Genomic DNA, 15677 nt, shown 5'->3' on the forward strand with positions numbered 1-15677 from the left:
CTGGCAAGGTCGGCCTGGCCTGGGATTGCAGGACCCGTACTGCTGGAGGGGGCTGGCGGTTTTTCCATGGGCCTCAGTACCGGTAGTCCGCCGCCAGGATACGGCCCGCCTCATCATAAAAGCGCTCATCGCGCACTGCACGGGACAAGGGTTCATAGCCCGAAGCGCGGCCGGGGTGCCAGACCTTGAGGCCTTCCAACTCCAGCAAGGGGCGAATCAGCGGGTCGTCCCAGGACATGGCCAGCAAGATCTCGGTAAAGCGCGCCGCATCGGCAGCGCTGAGACTGGGCCCGGCGGTCATATTGCAGTGGTCAAAAGGCTGCGAGGTGTCGAGCACGCGCGTGGTGCCTGCAGGCAGGGTCCCTTCGGCGGCAAAGGCCAGGTAGTTCTTGGCAACCATCCAGGACGCCGCAATCTCACCGGTCACCATGGCCTTGGCCGCCAGGCGCTCGCCACCAATATGGTCGCCATGCTTGCCGCCCAGCACATCAAAGCGGCGCACCTGAAAATCCTGACCCGCCAGCAGGCCGTGCTGGCGCAGGTGGTCCAGCGGGATCAAGGTGGCCTGGGGCGAATCAATGGCGCCAAAGCCCAGCGTCTGGCCGCGCAGGTCCGCCAGGGCCTGGGCGGGGCTGTCTGCGCGTACCACCAGCAGCGACTGCACATCCATGTCGGTGTCACGCATCGCGATCGATCGCACCTGCTGGCCAGCGGCCCGCGCCATCAGCTCGGCGCGCACAAAGGCGAGCGGCGAGTTCCAGGCCAGTTGCACCGTGCCATCCATCAGCGCCTCTGTGAGCGACTCATAGTTGGAATACAGCACATAGTCAAAGTACAGACCTTGCTCGATGAAATGGGCCTTGAAGCCCTCCCAGATGGTGATGACCTTGGGCGCGTAGGCCACGGCGCCCATCTTGAGGGTGGTGTAGGAAACGGTCATGGATAGATGTCTCTCCGGTTGGTTGGGTCACGGGGTCTCAGGCTGCGGCGTCGCACAGCGCCTTGCCCAGCAGGTCATAGATCACATCGGTGGTGGGGGCCATCACGGAGGCCGCGCGGGCATCGCGGAACAGCCGCTCAATGCCCAGGTCCTTGCGGAAGGCTGCGCCGCCGCAGACGCGCATCGCCGTATCGCTCACCTCCAGGGCCGCCTCGGCCGCAGCGGCCTTGCATTGCAAGAGCCGGGTTTTGGCATCGGGGCGCCCCGCCAGCACCGCCTGCACGGCGTCATCGCGCAGCAAGCGGGCCTGGTCGGCCTTGAGCTGGGCCTTGGCGAGGTAAGCCCGGATGGTCGGCAGGTCGGCCAGGCCGCTGCCATTTTCGGCAAAGCGGGTGTTGGCCACATGCTGCACAGCGCGGCGCAGCACGCCTTGCATCAGGCCCACCGACGTGGTGGCAATCAAGGTGGGGAAATACGGCATCAGGTAGCGGGCCTTGACGTCCTCGCCCTGGCCGTCGTCTCCCAAGCGGCAGGCCAGCGGCACGGCTACATCCCGCGCAATGATCGGCGATGAGGCATTGCCGCGCAGTCCCATGCCATCAAAGCGCGATGGGATCTGCAGCCCGGGCAGGCGGCTGTCGACCAGCCACAGCGTATTGCCCTCCCCCGTGCTAGCCCGCGAGATCCAGACATAGGAGTCGGCCTCGCCCGCCGAGGTGATCATGCTTTTGTGGGCATTGAGCAGCACCGCGTCCTGGCCCTGCGCAGCGGCGGTACCGGTGGGTGCCCAGATATGGCTGCGCGAGCCGGTCTCGGACACCGCCAGGGTGGTGATATGGCGGCCCTGCGCAATGGCGCGCCGGGTGTCTTGTGCCGCAAAAGGCTCGATCAGTGCCACGCCGCAGTAGTGCATGGTCAGCACCATGGCCGTGCAGGGGCAGTCCTGGGCAATGCGCTCGACCACTTGTACCGCTTCAGGCAGGCCCGCGCCCATGCCGCCTACTTCGGGCGCGCTGATCAGGCCCAGCAGGCCCTGGCTGCCCAAGGCCTGCAGCGCCTGGCGCGGGTAGACCGCCTGGCTATCGGTATGCGCGGCCGCCGGCGCAATGAGGTCGCGCACGATCGGCTCCAACGACGAAAGAATGTCCATGCTGCTCCAGATGCTGGCGCAAAGGCAGGCCCATACCGGAACCCATGGGGCAGAAAGCGGCCAGGCGCATGCTGCGCTCCCGAGCCCCTACCCCGTGTTTCCTGTCGCACACAGACCTGCAATCACGACAGACGTCACTTTGAAAAAGGCATTATAGGCAGCGACTTTGCAGCCAGATGGCAGTGGGCGCACACGGCGATTGCCCAGCGTTTCGTCATTGCAGACTGGAAAAATCTACAATAGCCCCTTTTTTGACGCGGCCCAGCGCCCCTTGCCGGGCAAGCGCCACCTTGCCGCCTGTGCTGAGCGGCACCTCCATGACCATGCAATCTTCTTCGACGCCTGCTGCTGGCCCCGTGCCCGAGCCCATCATCACCAACGCACGCGATGCCAGCAGTGCCCCCGGCCATGCGCCTGCGGATGTGGCCCATCCCAAGACCATCCGCTCCTACGTGCGCCGCGCCGGCCGCACCACCACCGGCCAGGCCAAGGCCTTTGAAACGCTGGGCGCGCGCTATGTGCTGCCTTACACCGGCGAGGCCTTCAATGCCGAGGCCGCCTTTGGCCGCCAGGCCAAGGTGATTTTGGAAATCGGCTTTGGCATGGGCGAGGCCACGGCGCACATCGCCCGCGTTCGCCCGGACGACAATTTCCTGTGCTGCGAAGTGCATGAGCCGGGCGTGGGCGCGCTGCTCAAGCGCATCGGCGAGCAGGACATCACCAATATCCGCATCTTCCAGCACGACGCCGTGGAAGTGCTGGAGAACATGCTGCAGCCGGGCTCGCTCGACGGCATCCATGTGTTCTTCCCCGATCCCTGGCACAAGAAAAAGCACAACAAGCGCCGCCTGATCCAGGCGCCGTTTGTGGCCCAGCTCGTCGCCCATTTGAGGCCCGGTGGCTATATCCACTGCGCCACCGACTGGCAGCCCTATGCCGAGCAGATGCTCGAGGTGCTCTCGGCCAACCCGGACCTGAAGAACACGGCCGACGGCTACGCGCCGCAGCCCGAGTACCGCCCGCTGACCAAGTTCGAAAACCGCGGTCTGCGTCTGGGCCATGGTGTCTGGGACCTGGTGTTCACGCGCGCTGCATAAGCGCGCTGGGCCTAGATGCCCGCTTTGCTGAAAAAGGCTGCTTGGGCAGTCTTTTTTGCTTTTTGCAGAGTGCGGCGCACCCCAGGGGCCAGGTAACCGTTGCTTTGCGTATCAAAATTGATAGCAGAATCGGCCGCCTGCAGCGCCCGATGCGGTAGGATGGCTGCTGGCACCCAGACGCTGGGGCCAATGGCACATGCCGCCCCCTGCCCCACGGTTGTGGGTATAAACCTTGCGCCCTGCTCTGGTGCGACAGTCCCTGGCGGGATGCAAGGCTTGTGACGCAGCGGCCCGGGCTGGCAGGCCATCACACCGGAAAACTGCAATGACCGTCTCTCGCTTCCATATCCCGCAACAGGACCACAGCCCTTCTGCCGAGCAACCTGCTGCGCTGCGCAGCTACGGCTGGGCGTCCGCCGTGCCGGGCCCGTCGCTGCTGATCTTTGGCGCCGTGCATGGCAATGAGCAAAGTGGCACGCATGCGATCCGCCGCTGGATCGAGCGCTTTGAATCGGGCCAGGTGCGCCTCAAGCGCGGCCGCCTGACGATGGTGCCCGTGGCCAACCCCAAGGCCTTTATCAAGAACGAGCGCGAAGGCGACCGCAACCTCAACCGCAACTTTGTGCCCCAGGCCCAGCCGCAGAACTTTGAAGACCATATGGTCAATGCACTGGCCCCGCTGCTCGAGAGCCATGATGCGCTGCTCGATCTGCACTCCTACAGCGGCGAAGGCCGGGCCTTTGCGATGACCGGCCCGCTCAACAACACCGGCACGCTCGAGCCCTTTGCCCGCCAGCAAGAGGAAGAGGCCTTTGCCAAGGCCGTGGGCCTGCCCATCATCGTGCAAGGCTGGCTGGAGGTGTATGAACAGGCAGTGAAGGCCAGCGGCGGCGCCCTTCGCCCCGAGCACGGCATCGGCACCAATGAGTTCATGCGCAGCCGCGGGGGCTACGCGATCACCGTGGAGTCGGGCTCGCACGAAGAGCCCCAGGCCATCGAGGTGGCCGACCGCTGTATCGCTGGCGTACTGGCCCTGCTGGAGATGGCCGATGTGACCGTCGAGCCCGTCGCCCAGTACACCACCCACCATATGCGCCAGGTGTTCATGCGCCAAAGCGCCGATGACCGCATGCAAAAGGAGTGGCAGAACTTTGACCCGTTCCGCCAGGGTGACCTGCTCGCCACCCGCGCCGATGGCAGCCAGATTCTGGCGCCCTTCGATGGCTGCGTGATCTTCCCCCAGCCCGATGCCGCCGTGAACCGCGAGTGGTTCTACCTGGCGCAGACGGACCGCAGCTGATGCAGGGGGGCTGCCCTTTGCGGGAGGCCCATCGAAGTACCCGGCCAGCCTGACCGGTTAAGGCTCCCCGCATCAACCCGCAGTGACAATGCTGACGCCGCCATCAACGGCCAGGCATTGGCCGGTGATGTGTTTGCCCGCATCGCTGGCCAGCAGCACCGCAGAACCTTTCAAATCATCATCCCCGCCCAAGCGGCCCAGCGGCACGCCGGCCGTCATCGCATCCTCGCCGATCTGGTCAATCAGGCCATTGGCCATCTTGGTGCGGAAAAAACCCGGTGCGATGGCATTGACGCGGATGCCGTAGTGCCCCCATTCGGCAGCGAGCGCGCGGGTGAAGTTGATGACCGCGCCCTTGCTGGTGTTGTAGGCGATGGTCTTCATGCCCACCGGGTTGCCGCCCAGCCCGGCAATCGATGCCAGGTTGATGATGGCGCCCTGCCGGCGCGCAATCATGCAGCGCTTGGCCAGCTGCTGCGACAGCAGAAAATAGCCGCGTACATTCAGGTTCATCACCTTGTCCCAAGCGGCGGCCGGGTGGTCTTCGGCCGGCGCCCCCCAGCTGGCACCGGCGTTGTTGACCAGAATGTCCACATCGCCCACGCGCCCCAGCACCTCGATGGCCAGGCGCTCGATCTCGCTGTCGACCGCGCAGTCGGCAGCAATCCAGCGCGCATCAATGCCTGCGCCTCCCAGCTCGGCCACCGCCGCTTCCAGCTCGCTGGCCTTGCGGCTGGTCACCACCACCTTGGCGCCAGCCTCGCCCAGCGCATGGGCCAGCTGCAGCCCCAGGCCGCGCGAGCCGCCCGTCACCAGCGCCGTCTTGCCGGTCAGATCCAATAATTGCCCAATCTTGCGCGTCATGCAAAGGCCTCCTGGTAGGGCTGAAAAGGTCGTTCAGCGAGTCATTCAAAATGCAGCCATCAGGCTGGCAGCACATAGTCCTTGAACTGCTCACGCAGCCGGGTCTTGAGCATCTTGCCGGTGGCACCCAGCGGAATGGCCTCCACAAAAATCACGGCATCGGGGATCTGCCACTTGGCCATCTTGCCCTGGTAGAAGGCGAGCAAGTCCTCCTCGCTCACGGCAGCGCCCTTCTTGAGCGCTACAAAAACCACCGGCCGTTCGTCCCACTTGGGATGGGGCATGCCCACGCAGGCAGCCATCGCGACGGCCGGGTGGGCCATCGCAATGTTCTCGATATCGATGGAGCTGATCCATTCGCCCCCGGACTTGATCACATCCTTGCTGCGGTCAGTGATCTGCATAAAGCCATCGGCATCGATGGTGGCCACATCGCCGGTGGGAAACCAATCGCGCCCCTGCGCATCAGTGACCAGCGGCGAGGCGCCCTCGCTGCGGTAGTAGTCCGCCACCACCCAGGGGCCGCGCACCAGCAGGTCGCCATAGGTCTTGCCATCCCAGGGCTGGTCCTGGCCGTCGTCACCGACGATCTTCATGTCCACGCCAAAGATGACCCGGCCCTGTTTGGCCAGCAGCTGCGCCTGGGTGTCGGCCGGCAGGTCCAGGTGCTTGTGCTTCAAGGTGCAGACGGTGCCCAGCGGGCTGAGTTCGGTCATACCCCAGGCATGCAGCACGGTGACGCCATAGTCCTCCTGGAAGGTCTTGATCATCGCCGGCGGGCAGGCCGAGCCGCCAATGATGGTGCGCTGCAGGCTGCCAAAGCGCAGGCCCTGGCTTTGCACATGGCTCAGCAGCATCTGCCAGACCGTGGGCACGCCAGCGGCAAAGGTTACCTTCTCGGCCTCCATCAGCGCGTAGACCGAGGGGCCATCGAGCGCCGGGCCGGGAAACACCAGCTTGGCGCCATTGAGCGGCCCGGAAAACGGCAGGCCCCAGGCGTTGACATGGAACATCGGCACGACCGGCAGCACCACATCGCGCGAGGAGATGTCCATCACATCGGGCAGCGAAGCGCCATAGGCATGCAAGACGGTGCTGCGGTGCGAGTACAGCACGGCCTTGGGATTGCCCGTGGTGCCGCTGGTGTAGCACATGCCGCAGGCGGTATTTTCGTCAAACTCGGGCCACTGGTAGGCGCCGTCGGCAGCCGCAATCCAGGCCTCGTAGGCCACCAGGCCGGGGATGCCGGCATCGGCAGGCAGTTGGTCAGCATCACACAGCGCCACCCATTGGCGTACCGTCGGGCAGCGCGCGTGGATGGCCTGCACGATGGGCAGGAAGCAGCTGTCAAAACACAGCACCTCGTCCTCGGCATGGTTGACGATCCAGACCACCTGGTCGGGGTGCAGCCGGGGGTTCAAGGTATGGATGACCCGGCCCGAGCCGCCCACGCCGTAGTACAGCTCCATATGGCGGTAGCCATTCCAGGCCAGACTCGCCACGCGCGCGCCCGCGGCCAGCCCCATGCCATCCAGGGCCTGCGCCAGCTGGCGGGCGCGCTGCGCAAAGTCGCCATAGGTGTAGCGGTGGATATCACCTTCCACGCGGCGCGAGACGATTTCGGTATCGCGGTGGTAACGCTCCGCAAACTCCAGCAGGTTGGAGGTCAGCAGTTGCTGCTTTTGCATCAGGCCTAGCATTGGGTCTCCTTGTGGTATGGCCAGTGGCGGCGCGTTGCCCCCACCGGCATGCATCTGTTTTTATAGCGCGTGCGCGCAGCAAAGGGCATCGTAGCAACCCGCACTGCCAGCGGGTTGCATGAGCAAATGCCTGCAGCATATGACGAGGCATACAGTACAGGCAGGCGCGCGCAGTGCGCAGCGCGCGCTGTCACCTAGGCTGCAGCACTTAGAATCAGGCGCTGCTTTCGTCTCACACCGCCCCATGCTGATCCCCGACTACATCGACGAACACCTGCTGGTGCTGAACAAGCCATCGGGCCTGTTGTGCGTGCCCGGCCGGGGAGAAGACAAGCAGGATTGCCTCAGCGCCCGGGCCCGCCAGCAATGGCCCGATGCGCTGGTGGTGCACCGGCTGGACCAGCCCACCTCGGGCCTCGTCGTGATGGCGCGCAGCCTGTCCGTGCAGCGTGCGCTGGGCGATGCCTTTGCGGCCCGCGCCGTGCGCAAGCGCTATACCGCCGTGGTCTACGGCAATCCAGTTGCACAGCCTCTGGCACCTGAGCATGTGCTGCATGCCGCGATGCCGCAGGATGGCCATACCTGGAGCCTGGTGGATCTGCCGCTGATCGCCGACTGGGAGCGCCGACCTTTGCAGCGGGTGGATGGGGAGATGGGCAAGCCCAGCCAGACCTGGTGGCGGGCGATGAATGCGGAGGAAGCGGCCGCGCTGCCCGCCATCCCTGCCGGCAGCACGCGCCTGTGGCTGGAGCCGCTGACCGGCCGCACCCACCAGCTGCGCCTGCATATGCAGGCCATCGGCCATGCGATGCTGGGCGACGGCCTGTATGCCAGCGCCGCAGTGCAGGCGATGGCGCCACGCCTGCTGCTGCAGGCGCAGCAGCTGGGCTTTGCCCACCCGGTGACCGGCCAGTGGCTGGACTGCCGGCTGGCGGCCGATTTCTAAAGGCCGTGCTAGAACGGCCGGGTCGTATTAGACGTGGCGCATCAGGCCGCCATCCACGCGGATGTTCTGGCCGGTGATATAGGCCGCACCATCGGAGGCCAAAAAGGCCACCGTCGCGCCAATCTCGTCGGCCTTGCCGTAGCGCTGCAGTGGCACCGCTGCCTGGCGCTCGTCCTTCTTGGGCAGGCTGTCAATCCAGCCGGGCAGCACATTGTTCATGCGGATGTTGTGCTTGCCGTATTCGTCGCAGAAGATCTTGGTAAAGGCCGCCAGGCCGGAGCGCGCCATGGCCGAGGTGGGGAACAGCGCTGCCGGCTCAAACGCCCAGGCCGATGAGATATTGATGATGGCGCCGCCGCCCTGCTTTTGCATGATGGGCGCAACCAGGCGCGTGGCGCGCACCACGTTCAGAAAGTAGACCTCCAGGCCCTTGATCCAGTCCTCATCGCTGATCGACAGCAGGTCACCCTTGGGGCCGTGGCCGGCGCCATTGACCAGCACATCGATGCGGTCATAGCGCGCCATCACCGCATCCACCAGCTTTTGCATATCGGCCACAGACTGGTTGGAGCCCGTCACGCCCACACCGCCCAGCTCCTGGGCCAGCGCCTCGCCCTTGCCCGAGGACGACAAGATGCCCAGCGCATAACCGGCCTGGTGCAACTGGCGTGCCGCCGCTGCGCCCATGCCGGATCCACCGGCGATCACGATGGCTACTTTGGATTGGTCCATGCTGTGCTTCCTTTTTCTTTGTGATTCCAAAGCTGCCCATCCTAACCAAGCCGCCGCACTTGTGCAGGCCACCGGGAAAAACGCCGTCGCGCTCAGCGCCATCTGCCGTTACGATAAGCAGTTATGACCACCAAACACCTCACCATCCTGACCGGCGGCTCGCGCGGTATGGGCCTGGCCATGGGCCAGCAACTTCTGGCCAAGGGCCACACCGTGCTGAGCATTGCGCGCCGCAGCTCCAGCGCGCTGGCCGCTGCCGCTCCATCGCCTGACCAACTCATCCAGTGGGAGCAGGACCTGGGCGACACCGATGCCGCCGCCCAGCGCCTGGGCGACTGGCTGCGCAGCCTCCAGGCCAGCGACTGGGCCAGCATCACCCTGATCAACAACGCCGGCGTGATTCCGCAGATCGCCCCGCTGTCCGACCTGGCCACGCCCGACCTGCGCAATGCGCTGCGCGTGGGGCTGGAGGCGCCGATGGCCCTGACCGGCGTGTTTCTGGGCGCGACCGAAGCCTGGACTGTGCCGAAAAAAGTGCTCAATGTTTCATCCGGCCTGGGCCGCCGCCCCATGGCATCGCAGGCCGCCTACTGCACGGCCAAGGCCGGCATGGATGCCTACGCCCGCTGCGTAGCGCTGGAAGAGGCGCACAAGCCCCATGGCGCCAAGATCGTCTCGCTCGCGCCCGGCGTGATCGATACTGACATGCAGGTGCAGCTGCGCAATGCCGATGCGGGCGCCTTCCCCGATGTGGGCAACTTCAAGGGCCTGCATGAGGGCGGCAAACTCAGCAGCCCGGCAGAAGCCGGTGCCAAGGTGCTGGGCTGGCTGGACCGCGCCGACTTTGGCCAGCATGTGATTGCCGACGTGCGCGAGCCTTGAACCACGGCGCGCAGCGCAGGGTCCATGCCCGCCATGGACTGTCACCAAGGTGCGCGCTGGCCGCCTGCGGTTTGCACATGGGCCGCCTGGCTGGCAATAATGCTGCAGGGCAACATCTGCATGCCCATTCCAACGTAAACAGGAGACCTTTCCATGTCCCGTGAAGTACTTGTCTGCAGCGCCGTGCGCACTGCCATCGGCACCTTTGGCGGCAGCCTCAAGGATGTTCCACCGACCGAGCTGGGCGCACTGGTGGTCAAGGAGTCGCTGGCCCGCGCCGGCATTGCAGGCAAGGATGTGGGCCATGTGGTCTTCGGCCACGTGGTCAACACGGAGCCCAAGGACATGTACCTGAGCCGCGTGGCGGCCATCCAGGGTGGCTGCCCGCAGGAGACACCGGCGATGAACGTCAACCGCCTCTGCGGCTCGGGCCTGCAGGCAATTGTGACGGCCAGCCAGGGCATTTTGCTCGGTGACTATGACGTGGCCATTGGCGCCGGCGCCGAGAACATGAGCCGCGCGCCCTACGCCAGCACCACCAGCCGCTGGGGCGCACGCATGGGCGATTTCAAGATGATCGACATGATGACCGGCGCGCTACATGACCCGTTCCACAACATCCACATGGGTGTGACCGCCGAGAACGTGGCCAAGGAATTTGGCATCAGCCGCGATGACCAGGACCAATTGGCACTGAGCAGCCACCAGCGTGCCGAGCAGGCCTGGGCCGAGAACCGCTTTGCCGGCCAGATCGTGCCCGTGGTGCTCAAAAGCAAGAAGGGCGATATCAGCTTTGACAAGGACGAGCACTTCCGCGCCGGCGCCAAGATCGAGGACTTCCAGAAGATGAAGCCCGTCTTCATCAAGGAAGACGGCACGGTCACCGCCGCCAACGCCTCGGGTATCAATGACGCCGCAGCCGCCGTGGTGCTGATGGAAGCCGCCGCCGCCAAGGCGCGCGGCGCCAAGCCGCTGGCCCGTTTGGTGGGCTATGCCCATGCAGGGGTCGATCCCAAGATCATGGGCATTGGCCCCGTGCCCGCGTCCAAGGCCGTGCTGGCCAAGACCGGCCTCAAGCTGGACCATATGGATGTCATCGAAGCCAACGAAGCCTTTGCCGCACAAGCCTGCGCAGTGACCAAGGGCCTGGGCGCCGACCCGGCCAAGGTCAACCCCAATGGTTCGGGCATCTCGCTGGGCCACCCGATTGGAGCCACCGGCGCGATCATCACCGTCAAGGCGATCCATGAGCTGCACCGCACCGGCGGCCGCTATGCACTCGTCACCATGTGCATTGGCGGCGGCCAGGGCATTGCCGCCATCTTCGAACGCGTCTAACCAAGCCTTAAAGCGCCAGCGCAGTCCCCACGGGCAAGTCTTCCACCGGCTTGCCCGCTGCAAAGCGCTTGGCCGCAAACTGCCCTGCGACCTGGGCCTGGCCACCGCGCACGTGCAGCCAGCTGCCCTCGGGCAGAGCGACCACCTGCTTGTCCGGGTTGGCGACCAGGAACTCCGCCAGGCGCTGGTCGCGCGTCTCGCCCTGGTGGCCAGGCGGCAGGCTGTTGTGGTAGTGGGGGTTGATGCAAAACGGCACCAGGCCCAACGCGCCAAAGCCCTGCGGGTCGACGATGGGCATGTCATTGGTGGTGTTGATCGTCAGGCCCGCCAGATTGGCGCCGGCACTCCAGCCGGTGTAGGACATGCGGCCCGAACGTGCCGCGTCGCCGATGCGCACCAGCCAGCCTCGCTTGCGGCATTGGGCCAGCAGCTGGAAGGTATTGCCGCCGCCGACGATGATGGCCTGGATATCCCCGGCCAAAAACGGCTCCAGCGCATCCGTCTGGTGCGCGCCCACCAGCTGCACGCCGGTGTGGGCGATGGCCGCTTGCACCTGCGCTGTGTAGTCGTCCCAGCTGAGCGAGACCCCGGCAAAGGGCACAAACAGCGCCTTTTGCACGCCTTGCAGCTGGGCTGCCAGCGCCTCGCGGCAAAAAGTCAGGTAGCCGCCATCGGGCGCGCGGGAGTTGCTCAACAACAGTAACTGCATAACACCTCTTTGAATGAGGCAGCCAGCATAGCAGCCCCTGCACTGCGGCGGCGTCACCCAAGCACAGAAGGTCGGCGCCGACAAAGGAGCCGAGCGCAAAAAAAGGACTGGCGCGGCGGCATGCCCCGCGCCAGTCCCTTCTTGTCTATCGACTGCTTACTTGCCGCTGTCCAGCCGTGCCTGCATCGCCTTGGCGCGGGCGTCCGACGGTGGGTGCGAATCCATCAGCGAGTTGCCGCCACCGCCGCTCAGCTTGGCGAGCTTCTGGAAAGCGGTGACGAGGCCCTTGCGCTCCATCTTTTGCTTGGTGAGCAGGTCAAAGGAGTAGTTGTCGGCCGCAGACTCGTTGGCCTGCGAGAACTGCGCATGGATGAACTTTTCACCCAGCTCGCCCGCTTGCGAGCTCGACAGCGATGCCAAGGTGGCATTGCCGCTATTGGCGGCAATCTGGCGTGCGGCCGAGGTGGCATAGGCCGTCTGCATGCGGCGCTTGCTGTGGCCCAGCGCCACGTGGCCGATTTCATGGCCGATCACGCCGCGCAGCTCGTCGTCGTTCATCAGGTCCATCAGGCCGCTGTAGACGCGGATGCAGCCATTGGCCATCGCCCAGGCGTTCACATCACTGGTCAGGTAGACCTTGTAGTCGGCCTTCTTGCCTTCCACTTCTTGGGGCATGTTGGCGACGACCTTGGCCAGGCGCTGGCTGTACTTGTTGTTCGCAGGCGCGAGCTTGTTTTGCTGGTCCAGCGCGGCGCAGGATTCATTGGACAAGGCCACGACATCGCCGTCGGTCAATGTCATGGCCTTCATCGCCGTCGAGCCGGACTCCATCAGTCCGCCCAGGTTGCCCGTATCCATGGTCTTGCAGCCGGCCAGGGCCAAAGCAGCCACCAGGCCCGTCACCATCATCGTTTTGCGCATCCGCTATCTCCTCATCTGCACGTTGAAAACGTTCATCATAGCGTGCGATTATCGAAATGATAGTTTTTATACCCCAGAGATCGCTCAGGCAGCTTTTTGCGTGGCGGCCTGCGCCGATGCGTCATCCGGTGCCGTCGCCGACACGGCCTGCAGCACCACCTCGCGCTTCAAGGTCGGCACAAAGCTCTCGATGAACTGCAGCGCATAGGCGCGCAGCCACACGCCCTTGCGCAGTGCAATGCGGGTGGTGTTGACCTTGAACAAATGGCCCGCGTCGATGGCGCGCAGGTTGCGGTCGCGCTCCTCATCAAAGGCGATGGAGGCGACGATGCCGATGCCCATGCCCAGCTCGACATAGGTCTTGATCACGTCAGCATCCATGGCGGTCAGCACCACATTGGGCGTGACCTCGGCGGCGGCAAACGACTCATCAATGTGCGAGCGGCCGGTGTAACCCTGCTCATAGGTGATGATCGGAAAGCGCACCAGCGATTGCAAGGTCAGCGGCCTTCCAGCCTCTTGCTGGGCCAGCAAGGGGTGGCCTGGGGGCACGACCACCGAGTGGGTCCAGCGGTAACCCGGCAGGGTCGCCAAGCTCGCATAGCCGGTGAGCGCTTCGGTGGCCACGCCGATATCGGCCGCGCCACTCAGCAGCATCTCAGCGACCTGCCGGGGCGAGCCCTGGTGCAGGTGCAGGGCCACATCGGGAAACTGCTCACGAAAATCGCGCACCACCAGCGGCAGCGCGTAGCGCGCCTGCGAGTGAGTGGCGGCAATGCTCAGTTGGCCGCTGCGGCTGGCATGAAAATCGGCACCAGCGCGGCGCAGGTTTTCGGACTCCAGCAGCAGGCGGTCCACGATCGGCAAAATGGCCTCACCCGGTGGGGTCAGCCCGGTCAGGCGCTTGCCGGCGCGGATAAAGATGTCCACACCCAGCTCGTCTTCCAACTCGCGGATCTGGCGGCTCACGCCTGGCTGCGAGGTGTAGAGCACATGCGCCACCTCGGTCAGGTTGTAGCCATTGCGGGCGGCTTCGCGCACGGCCCGCAGTTGCTGAAAATTCATAACATTCACCTTTGTGGACCCAGCCGCCAGGGGTCCCCGGCGGCTGGTTCAGCGTCCTTGCTTATTTCTTGGTGTAGATCTGGTCAAAGCTGCCGCCATCGGCAAAGTGCGCAGCGTCGGCCTTGGTCCAGCCGCCAAAGGCCTCATCGATGGTGAAGAGCTTGAGCGTCGCGAACTGGCTGGCGTATTTGGCTTTGGCCGCTTCGGCGGTGGGGCGGTAGAAGTTGCGGCCGGCAATGTCCTGGCCTTCGTCCGAGTACAGGTACTGCAGGTAGGCATCGGCAATCTTGCGCGTGCCGCGCTTGTCCACCACCTTGTCGACGACGGTCACCGTGGGCTCGGCCAGGATCGACAGCGAGGGGGTGACGATCTCGAACTTCTCGGGGCCAAACTCCTTCAATGCCAGGTAGGCCTCGTTTTCCCAGGCCAGCAGCACATCGCCCTGGCCGCGCTGCACAAAGGTCACGGTCGAGCCACGCGCGCCGGTGTCGAGAATCGGCACATTCTTGAACAGCTTGGTGATGTAGTCCTTGGCACCGGCCTCACCGCCATAGTTGCGTTTGCCAAACTCCCAGGCGGCCAGGTAGTTCCAGCGCGCGCCGCCGCTGGTCTTGGGGTTGGGCGTGATCACCTTGACATCGGGCTTGATCAGATCGCCCCAGTCCTTGATGCCCTTGGGATTGCCCTTTTTGACCAGGAACACAATGGTCGAGGTGTAAGGCGCGCTGTTGAGCGGCAGGCGCTTTTGCCAATCGGCCGGCACCAGCTGGCCGTATTTGTTCAGTGCATCAATGTCACCGGCCAAGGCCAAGGTGGCCACATCGGCCTCGATGCCATCGATGATGGCCCGCGCCTGCTTGCCCGAGCCGCCATGCGACTGCTTGATCGTCACGGTCTGGCCGGTCGTGTCCTTCCAGTGCTTGGCAAAGGCCTGGTTGAACTGGTTGTACAGCTCACGGGTCGGGTCGTAGGACACGTTGAGCAAGGTCACTGGTGCTGGTGCCTGGGCATGGGCTGCGCCGCTAAAAACAGCGGGCGCCAGCGCCATCAGAGACGCGACTGCGGCTGCGGCTATCGGAAACTTGATAAAGTGGCGGCGTTGTTGCATGGAACACTTTCAGAATGGCAAAAGTCGTAGGGCTTGTTAGGCTTGAACACATTCTGAAACGCGGCCATAAAAACTCAAACTACTATTAATTCAGTTTTTTATGACTGAAACTTATTAACAAGACGCGAAAACGCATCTGCCAGGCCCGGTTTCGGGACTGGCAAGGCAGGAAGCTCGCCAATGCCCCAACTCTGGTTGGCAGTGTGGGCAAAGCAGGCCATGCTGGGCAACCGCCCGCAGACTGCGGCAGCATCGGGCAAGCACCCTGCCAGTGCAACAGCGTCAACCCAACGAAGGAAGCATCTCCCATGGCACGTATGGTCAACTGCGTCAAACTGCACAAAGAAGCCGAGGGCCTCGACTTTCCCCCCTACCCTGGTGAGCTGGGCAAGCGCCTGTGGGAAAACGTCAGCAAGGAAGCCTGGGCTGGCTGGCTCAAGCACCAGACCATGCTGGTCAACGAAAACCGCCTGAACCTGGCCGACCAGCGCGCTCGCCAGTACCTGGCTCGCCAAATGGAAAACCATTTCTTTGGCGAAGGCGCTGATGCAGCCGTCGGCTACGTGCCGCCCACTGCAGACTGATACGGCACTCGTACAAGTGCAGGCCAGGGACAACTCTCCCCGGCCTGAAAAATGGCAGCCTCAGCTGCCATTTTTTATGGGTGTACGGTCCACTAACGGGCGATACAGCCAGGGTCCCTCGGCCCTGCAGACATCTGGTTTCGAAACCCTGGCCTGCACGGCATCTACCCAGCCCGCATGGGCAGGACTTGGCGCCCGCAGCCTTGGTTGGGACCTGCCTTGCTGCGACACCAAGCGACATGGTGCTTCATGGTGTGCTACCGGGCCAATGGCATGGATACACGACACAGCCCCCAAAAAGCAGCCTCGAAAGCGCCCCGACTGGTTGCAAATAGAAATCA

Annotated in this window: 15 protein-coding genes; 6 read left to right on the forward strand and 9 right to left on the reverse strand. The window is 64.4% G+C overall.

The genetic code is table 11. From position 1 onward, the window contains the following. Positions 1–73 precede the first annotated feature (73 nt). Positions 74–940, reverse strand: coding sequence for a phosphate/phosphite/phosphonate ABC transporter substrate-binding protein (locus tag F0Q04_RS14250; protein WP_232539348.1), 867 nt, complete (start codon positions 938–940; stop codon positions 74–76). Between the two features lie 37 nt (positions 941–977). Further along, the gene (locus tag F0Q04_RS14255) at positions 978–2090 is read right to left on the reverse strand and encodes an acyl-CoA dehydrogenase family protein (protein ID WP_182341531.1); all 1113 of its coding nucleotides are present in this window, start codon (positions 2088–2090) and stop codon (positions 978–980) included. 323 nt (positions 2091–2413) lie between these two features. Here F0Q04_RS14255 and trmB point away from each other — a divergent pair, with 323 nt between their 5' ends. Beyond that, on the forward strand, positions 2414–3187 hold the full coding sequence (trmB, locus tag F0Q04_RS14260) for a tRNA (guanosine(46)-N7)-methyltransferase TrmB (RefSeq protein ID WP_409935157.1): 774 nt from the start codon (positions 2414–2416) through the stop codon (positions 3185–3187). Positions 3188–3512: 325 nt separating this feature from the next. Continuing rightward, on the forward strand, positions 3513–4487 hold the full coding sequence (locus F0Q04_RS14265; protein ID WP_182341537.1) for a succinylglutamate desuccinylase/aspartoacylase family protein: 975 nt from the start codon (positions 3513–3515) through the stop codon (positions 4485–4487). A 72-nt stretch (positions 4488–4559) separates the two neighbouring features. On the opposite strand, the gene F0Q04_RS14270 is transcribed toward F0Q04_RS14265, so the two are convergent. Both F0Q04_RS14270 and F0Q04_RS14275 read right to left on the reverse strand, forming a co-directional pair. After that, the gene (locus F0Q04_RS14270; protein ID WP_182341540.1) at positions 4560–5351 is read right to left on the reverse strand and encodes an SDR family oxidoreductase; all 792 of its coding nucleotides are present in this window, start codon (positions 5349–5351) and stop codon (positions 4560–4562) included. Positions 5352–5410: 59 nt separating this feature from the next. Beyond that, the gene (locus tag F0Q04_RS14275) at positions 5411–7051 is read right to left on the reverse strand and encodes a 3-(methylthio)propionyl-CoA ligase (RefSeq protein WP_182341543.1); all 1641 of its coding nucleotides are present in this window, start codon (positions 7049–7051) and stop codon (positions 5411–5413) included. Positions 7052–7295: 244 nt separating this feature from the next. Here F0Q04_RS14275 and F0Q04_RS14280 point away from each other — a divergent pair, with 244 nt between their 5' ends. Further along, positions 7296–7997, forward strand: coding sequence for an RluA family pseudouridine synthase (locus F0Q04_RS14280; RefSeq protein ID WP_182341546.1), 702 nt, complete (start codon positions 7296–7298; stop codon positions 7995–7997). Positions 7998–8024: 27 nt separating this feature from the next. Here the strand turns inward: F0Q04_RS14280 and F0Q04_RS14285 are convergent, their stop codons facing one another. Then, a complete protein-coding gene (locus F0Q04_RS14285) occupies positions 8025–8729 on the reverse strand; it encodes an SDR family oxidoreductase (RefSeq protein WP_182341549.1) in 705 nt (234 codons plus the stop codon). Between the two features lie 123 nt (positions 8730–8852). Between F0Q04_RS14285 and F0Q04_RS14290 the strand changes: the two genes are divergently transcribed. Next, entirely contained in the window at positions 8853–9611 is a 759-nt protein-coding gene (locus tag F0Q04_RS14290; protein ID WP_182341552.1) for an SDR family NAD(P)-dependent oxidoreductase, read from the forward strand. A 153-nt stretch (positions 9612–9764) separates the two neighbouring features. Further along, positions 9765–10949, forward strand: a complete 1185-nt coding sequence (bktB, locus tag F0Q04_RS14295; protein ID WP_182341555.1) for a beta-ketothiolase BktB — start codon at positions 9765–9767, stop codon at positions 10947–10949. A 7-nt stretch (positions 10950–10956) separates the two neighbouring features. Here the strand turns inward: bktB and pepE are convergent, their stop codons facing one another. The 4 genes from pepE to F0Q04_RS14315 form a co-directional block, all read right to left on the reverse strand. Next, a complete protein-coding gene (gene pepE / locus F0Q04_RS14300; RefSeq protein WP_182341558.1) occupies positions 10957–11658 on the reverse strand; it encodes a dipeptidase PepE in 702 nt (233 codons plus the stop codon). Between the two features lie 156 nt (positions 11659–11814). After that, a complete protein-coding gene (locus tag F0Q04_RS14305) occupies positions 11815–12579 on the reverse strand; it encodes a M48 family metallopeptidase (RefSeq protein ID WP_232539349.1) in 765 nt (254 codons plus the stop codon). A gap of 84 nt (positions 12580–12663) precedes the next feature. Then, positions 12664–13644, reverse strand: coding sequence for a CysB family HTH-type transcriptional regulator (locus F0Q04_RS14310; protein ID WP_182341561.1), 981 nt, complete (start codon positions 13642–13644; stop codon positions 12664–12666). Between the two features lie 61 nt (positions 13645–13705). Next, a complete protein-coding gene (locus F0Q04_RS14315; RefSeq protein ID WP_116927695.1) occupies positions 13706–14752 on the reverse strand; it encodes a sulfate ABC transporter substrate-binding protein in 1047 nt (348 codons plus the stop codon). 308 nt (positions 14753–15060) lie between these two features. Between F0Q04_RS14315 and F0Q04_RS14320 the strand changes: the two genes are divergently transcribed. Then, positions 15061–15336, forward strand: coding sequence for an oxidative damage protection protein (locus tag F0Q04_RS14320; RefSeq protein ID WP_027010457.1), 276 nt, complete (start codon positions 15061–15063; stop codon positions 15334–15336). Positions 15337–15677: the final 341 nt, after the last annotated feature.

Origin of the sequence: Comamonas koreensis (assembly GCF_014076495.1) — a bacterium.
Lineage (GTDB): Bacteria > Pseudomonadota > Gammaproteobacteria > Burkholderiales > Burkholderiaceae_C > Comamonas > Comamonas squillarum.

What these genes read in the sequence shown, in the direction of transcription:
- F0Q04_RS14320 (WP_027010457.1), top strand. Translation starts at nt 15,061, where the DNA reads ATGGCACGTATGGTCAACTGCGTCAAACTGCACAAAGAAGCCGAGGGC.
- F0Q04_RS14275 (WP_182341543.1), bottom strand. Translation starts at nt 7,051, where the DNA reads ATGCTAGGCCTGATGCAAAAGCAGCAACTGCTGACCTCCAACCTGCTG.
- F0Q04_RS14315 (WP_116927695.1), bottom strand. Translation starts at nt 14,752, where the DNA reads ATGCAACAACGCCGCCACTTTATCAAGTTTCCGATAGCCGCAGCCGCA.
- F0Q04_RS14310 (WP_182341561.1), bottom strand. Translation starts at nt 13,644, where the DNA reads ATGAATTTTCAGCAACTGCGGGCCGTGCGCGAAGCCGCCCGCAATGGC.
- F0Q04_RS14305 (WP_232539349.1), bottom strand. Translation starts at nt 12,579, where the DNA reads ATGCGCAAAACGATGATGGTGACGGGCCTGGTGGCTGCTTTGGCCCTG.
- F0Q04_RS14285 (WP_182341549.1), bottom strand. Translation starts at nt 8,729, where the DNA reads ATGGACCAATCCAAAGTAGCCATCGTGATCGCCGGTGGATCCGGCATG.
- F0Q04_RS14290 (WP_182341552.1), top strand. Translation starts at nt 8,853, where the DNA reads ATGACCACCAAACACCTCACCATCCTGACCGGCGGCTCGCGCGGTATG.
- F0Q04_RS14250 (WP_232539348.1), bottom strand. Translation starts at nt 940, where the DNA reads ATGACCGTTTCCTACACCACCCTCAAGATGGGCGCCGTGGCCTACGCG.
- trmB (WP_409935157.1), top strand. Translation starts at nt 2,414, where the DNA reads ATGCAATCTTCTTCGACGCCTGCTGCTGGCCCCGTGCCCGAGCCCATC.
- pepE (WP_182341558.1), bottom strand. Translation starts at nt 11,658, where the DNA reads ATGCAGTTACTGTTGTTGAGCAACTCCCGCGCGCCCGATGGCGGCTAC.
- F0Q04_RS14280 (WP_182341546.1), top strand. Translation starts at nt 7,296, where the DNA reads ATGCTGATCCCCGACTACATCGACGAACACCTGCTGGTGCTGAACAAG.
- F0Q04_RS14255 (WP_182341531.1), bottom strand. Translation starts at nt 2,090, where the DNA reads ATGGACATTCTTTCGTCGTTGGAGCCGATCGTGCGCGACCTCATTGCG.
- F0Q04_RS14265 (WP_182341537.1), top strand. Translation starts at nt 3,513, where the DNA reads ATGACCGTCTCTCGCTTCCATATCCCGCAACAGGACCACAGCCCTTCT.
- F0Q04_RS14270 (WP_182341540.1), bottom strand. Translation starts at nt 5,351, where the DNA reads ATGACGCGCAAGATTGGGCAATTATTGGATCTGACCGGCAAGACGGCG.
- bktB (WP_182341555.1), top strand. Translation starts at nt 9,765, where the DNA reads ATGTCCCGTGAAGTACTTGTCTGCAGCGCCGTGCGCACTGCCATCGGC.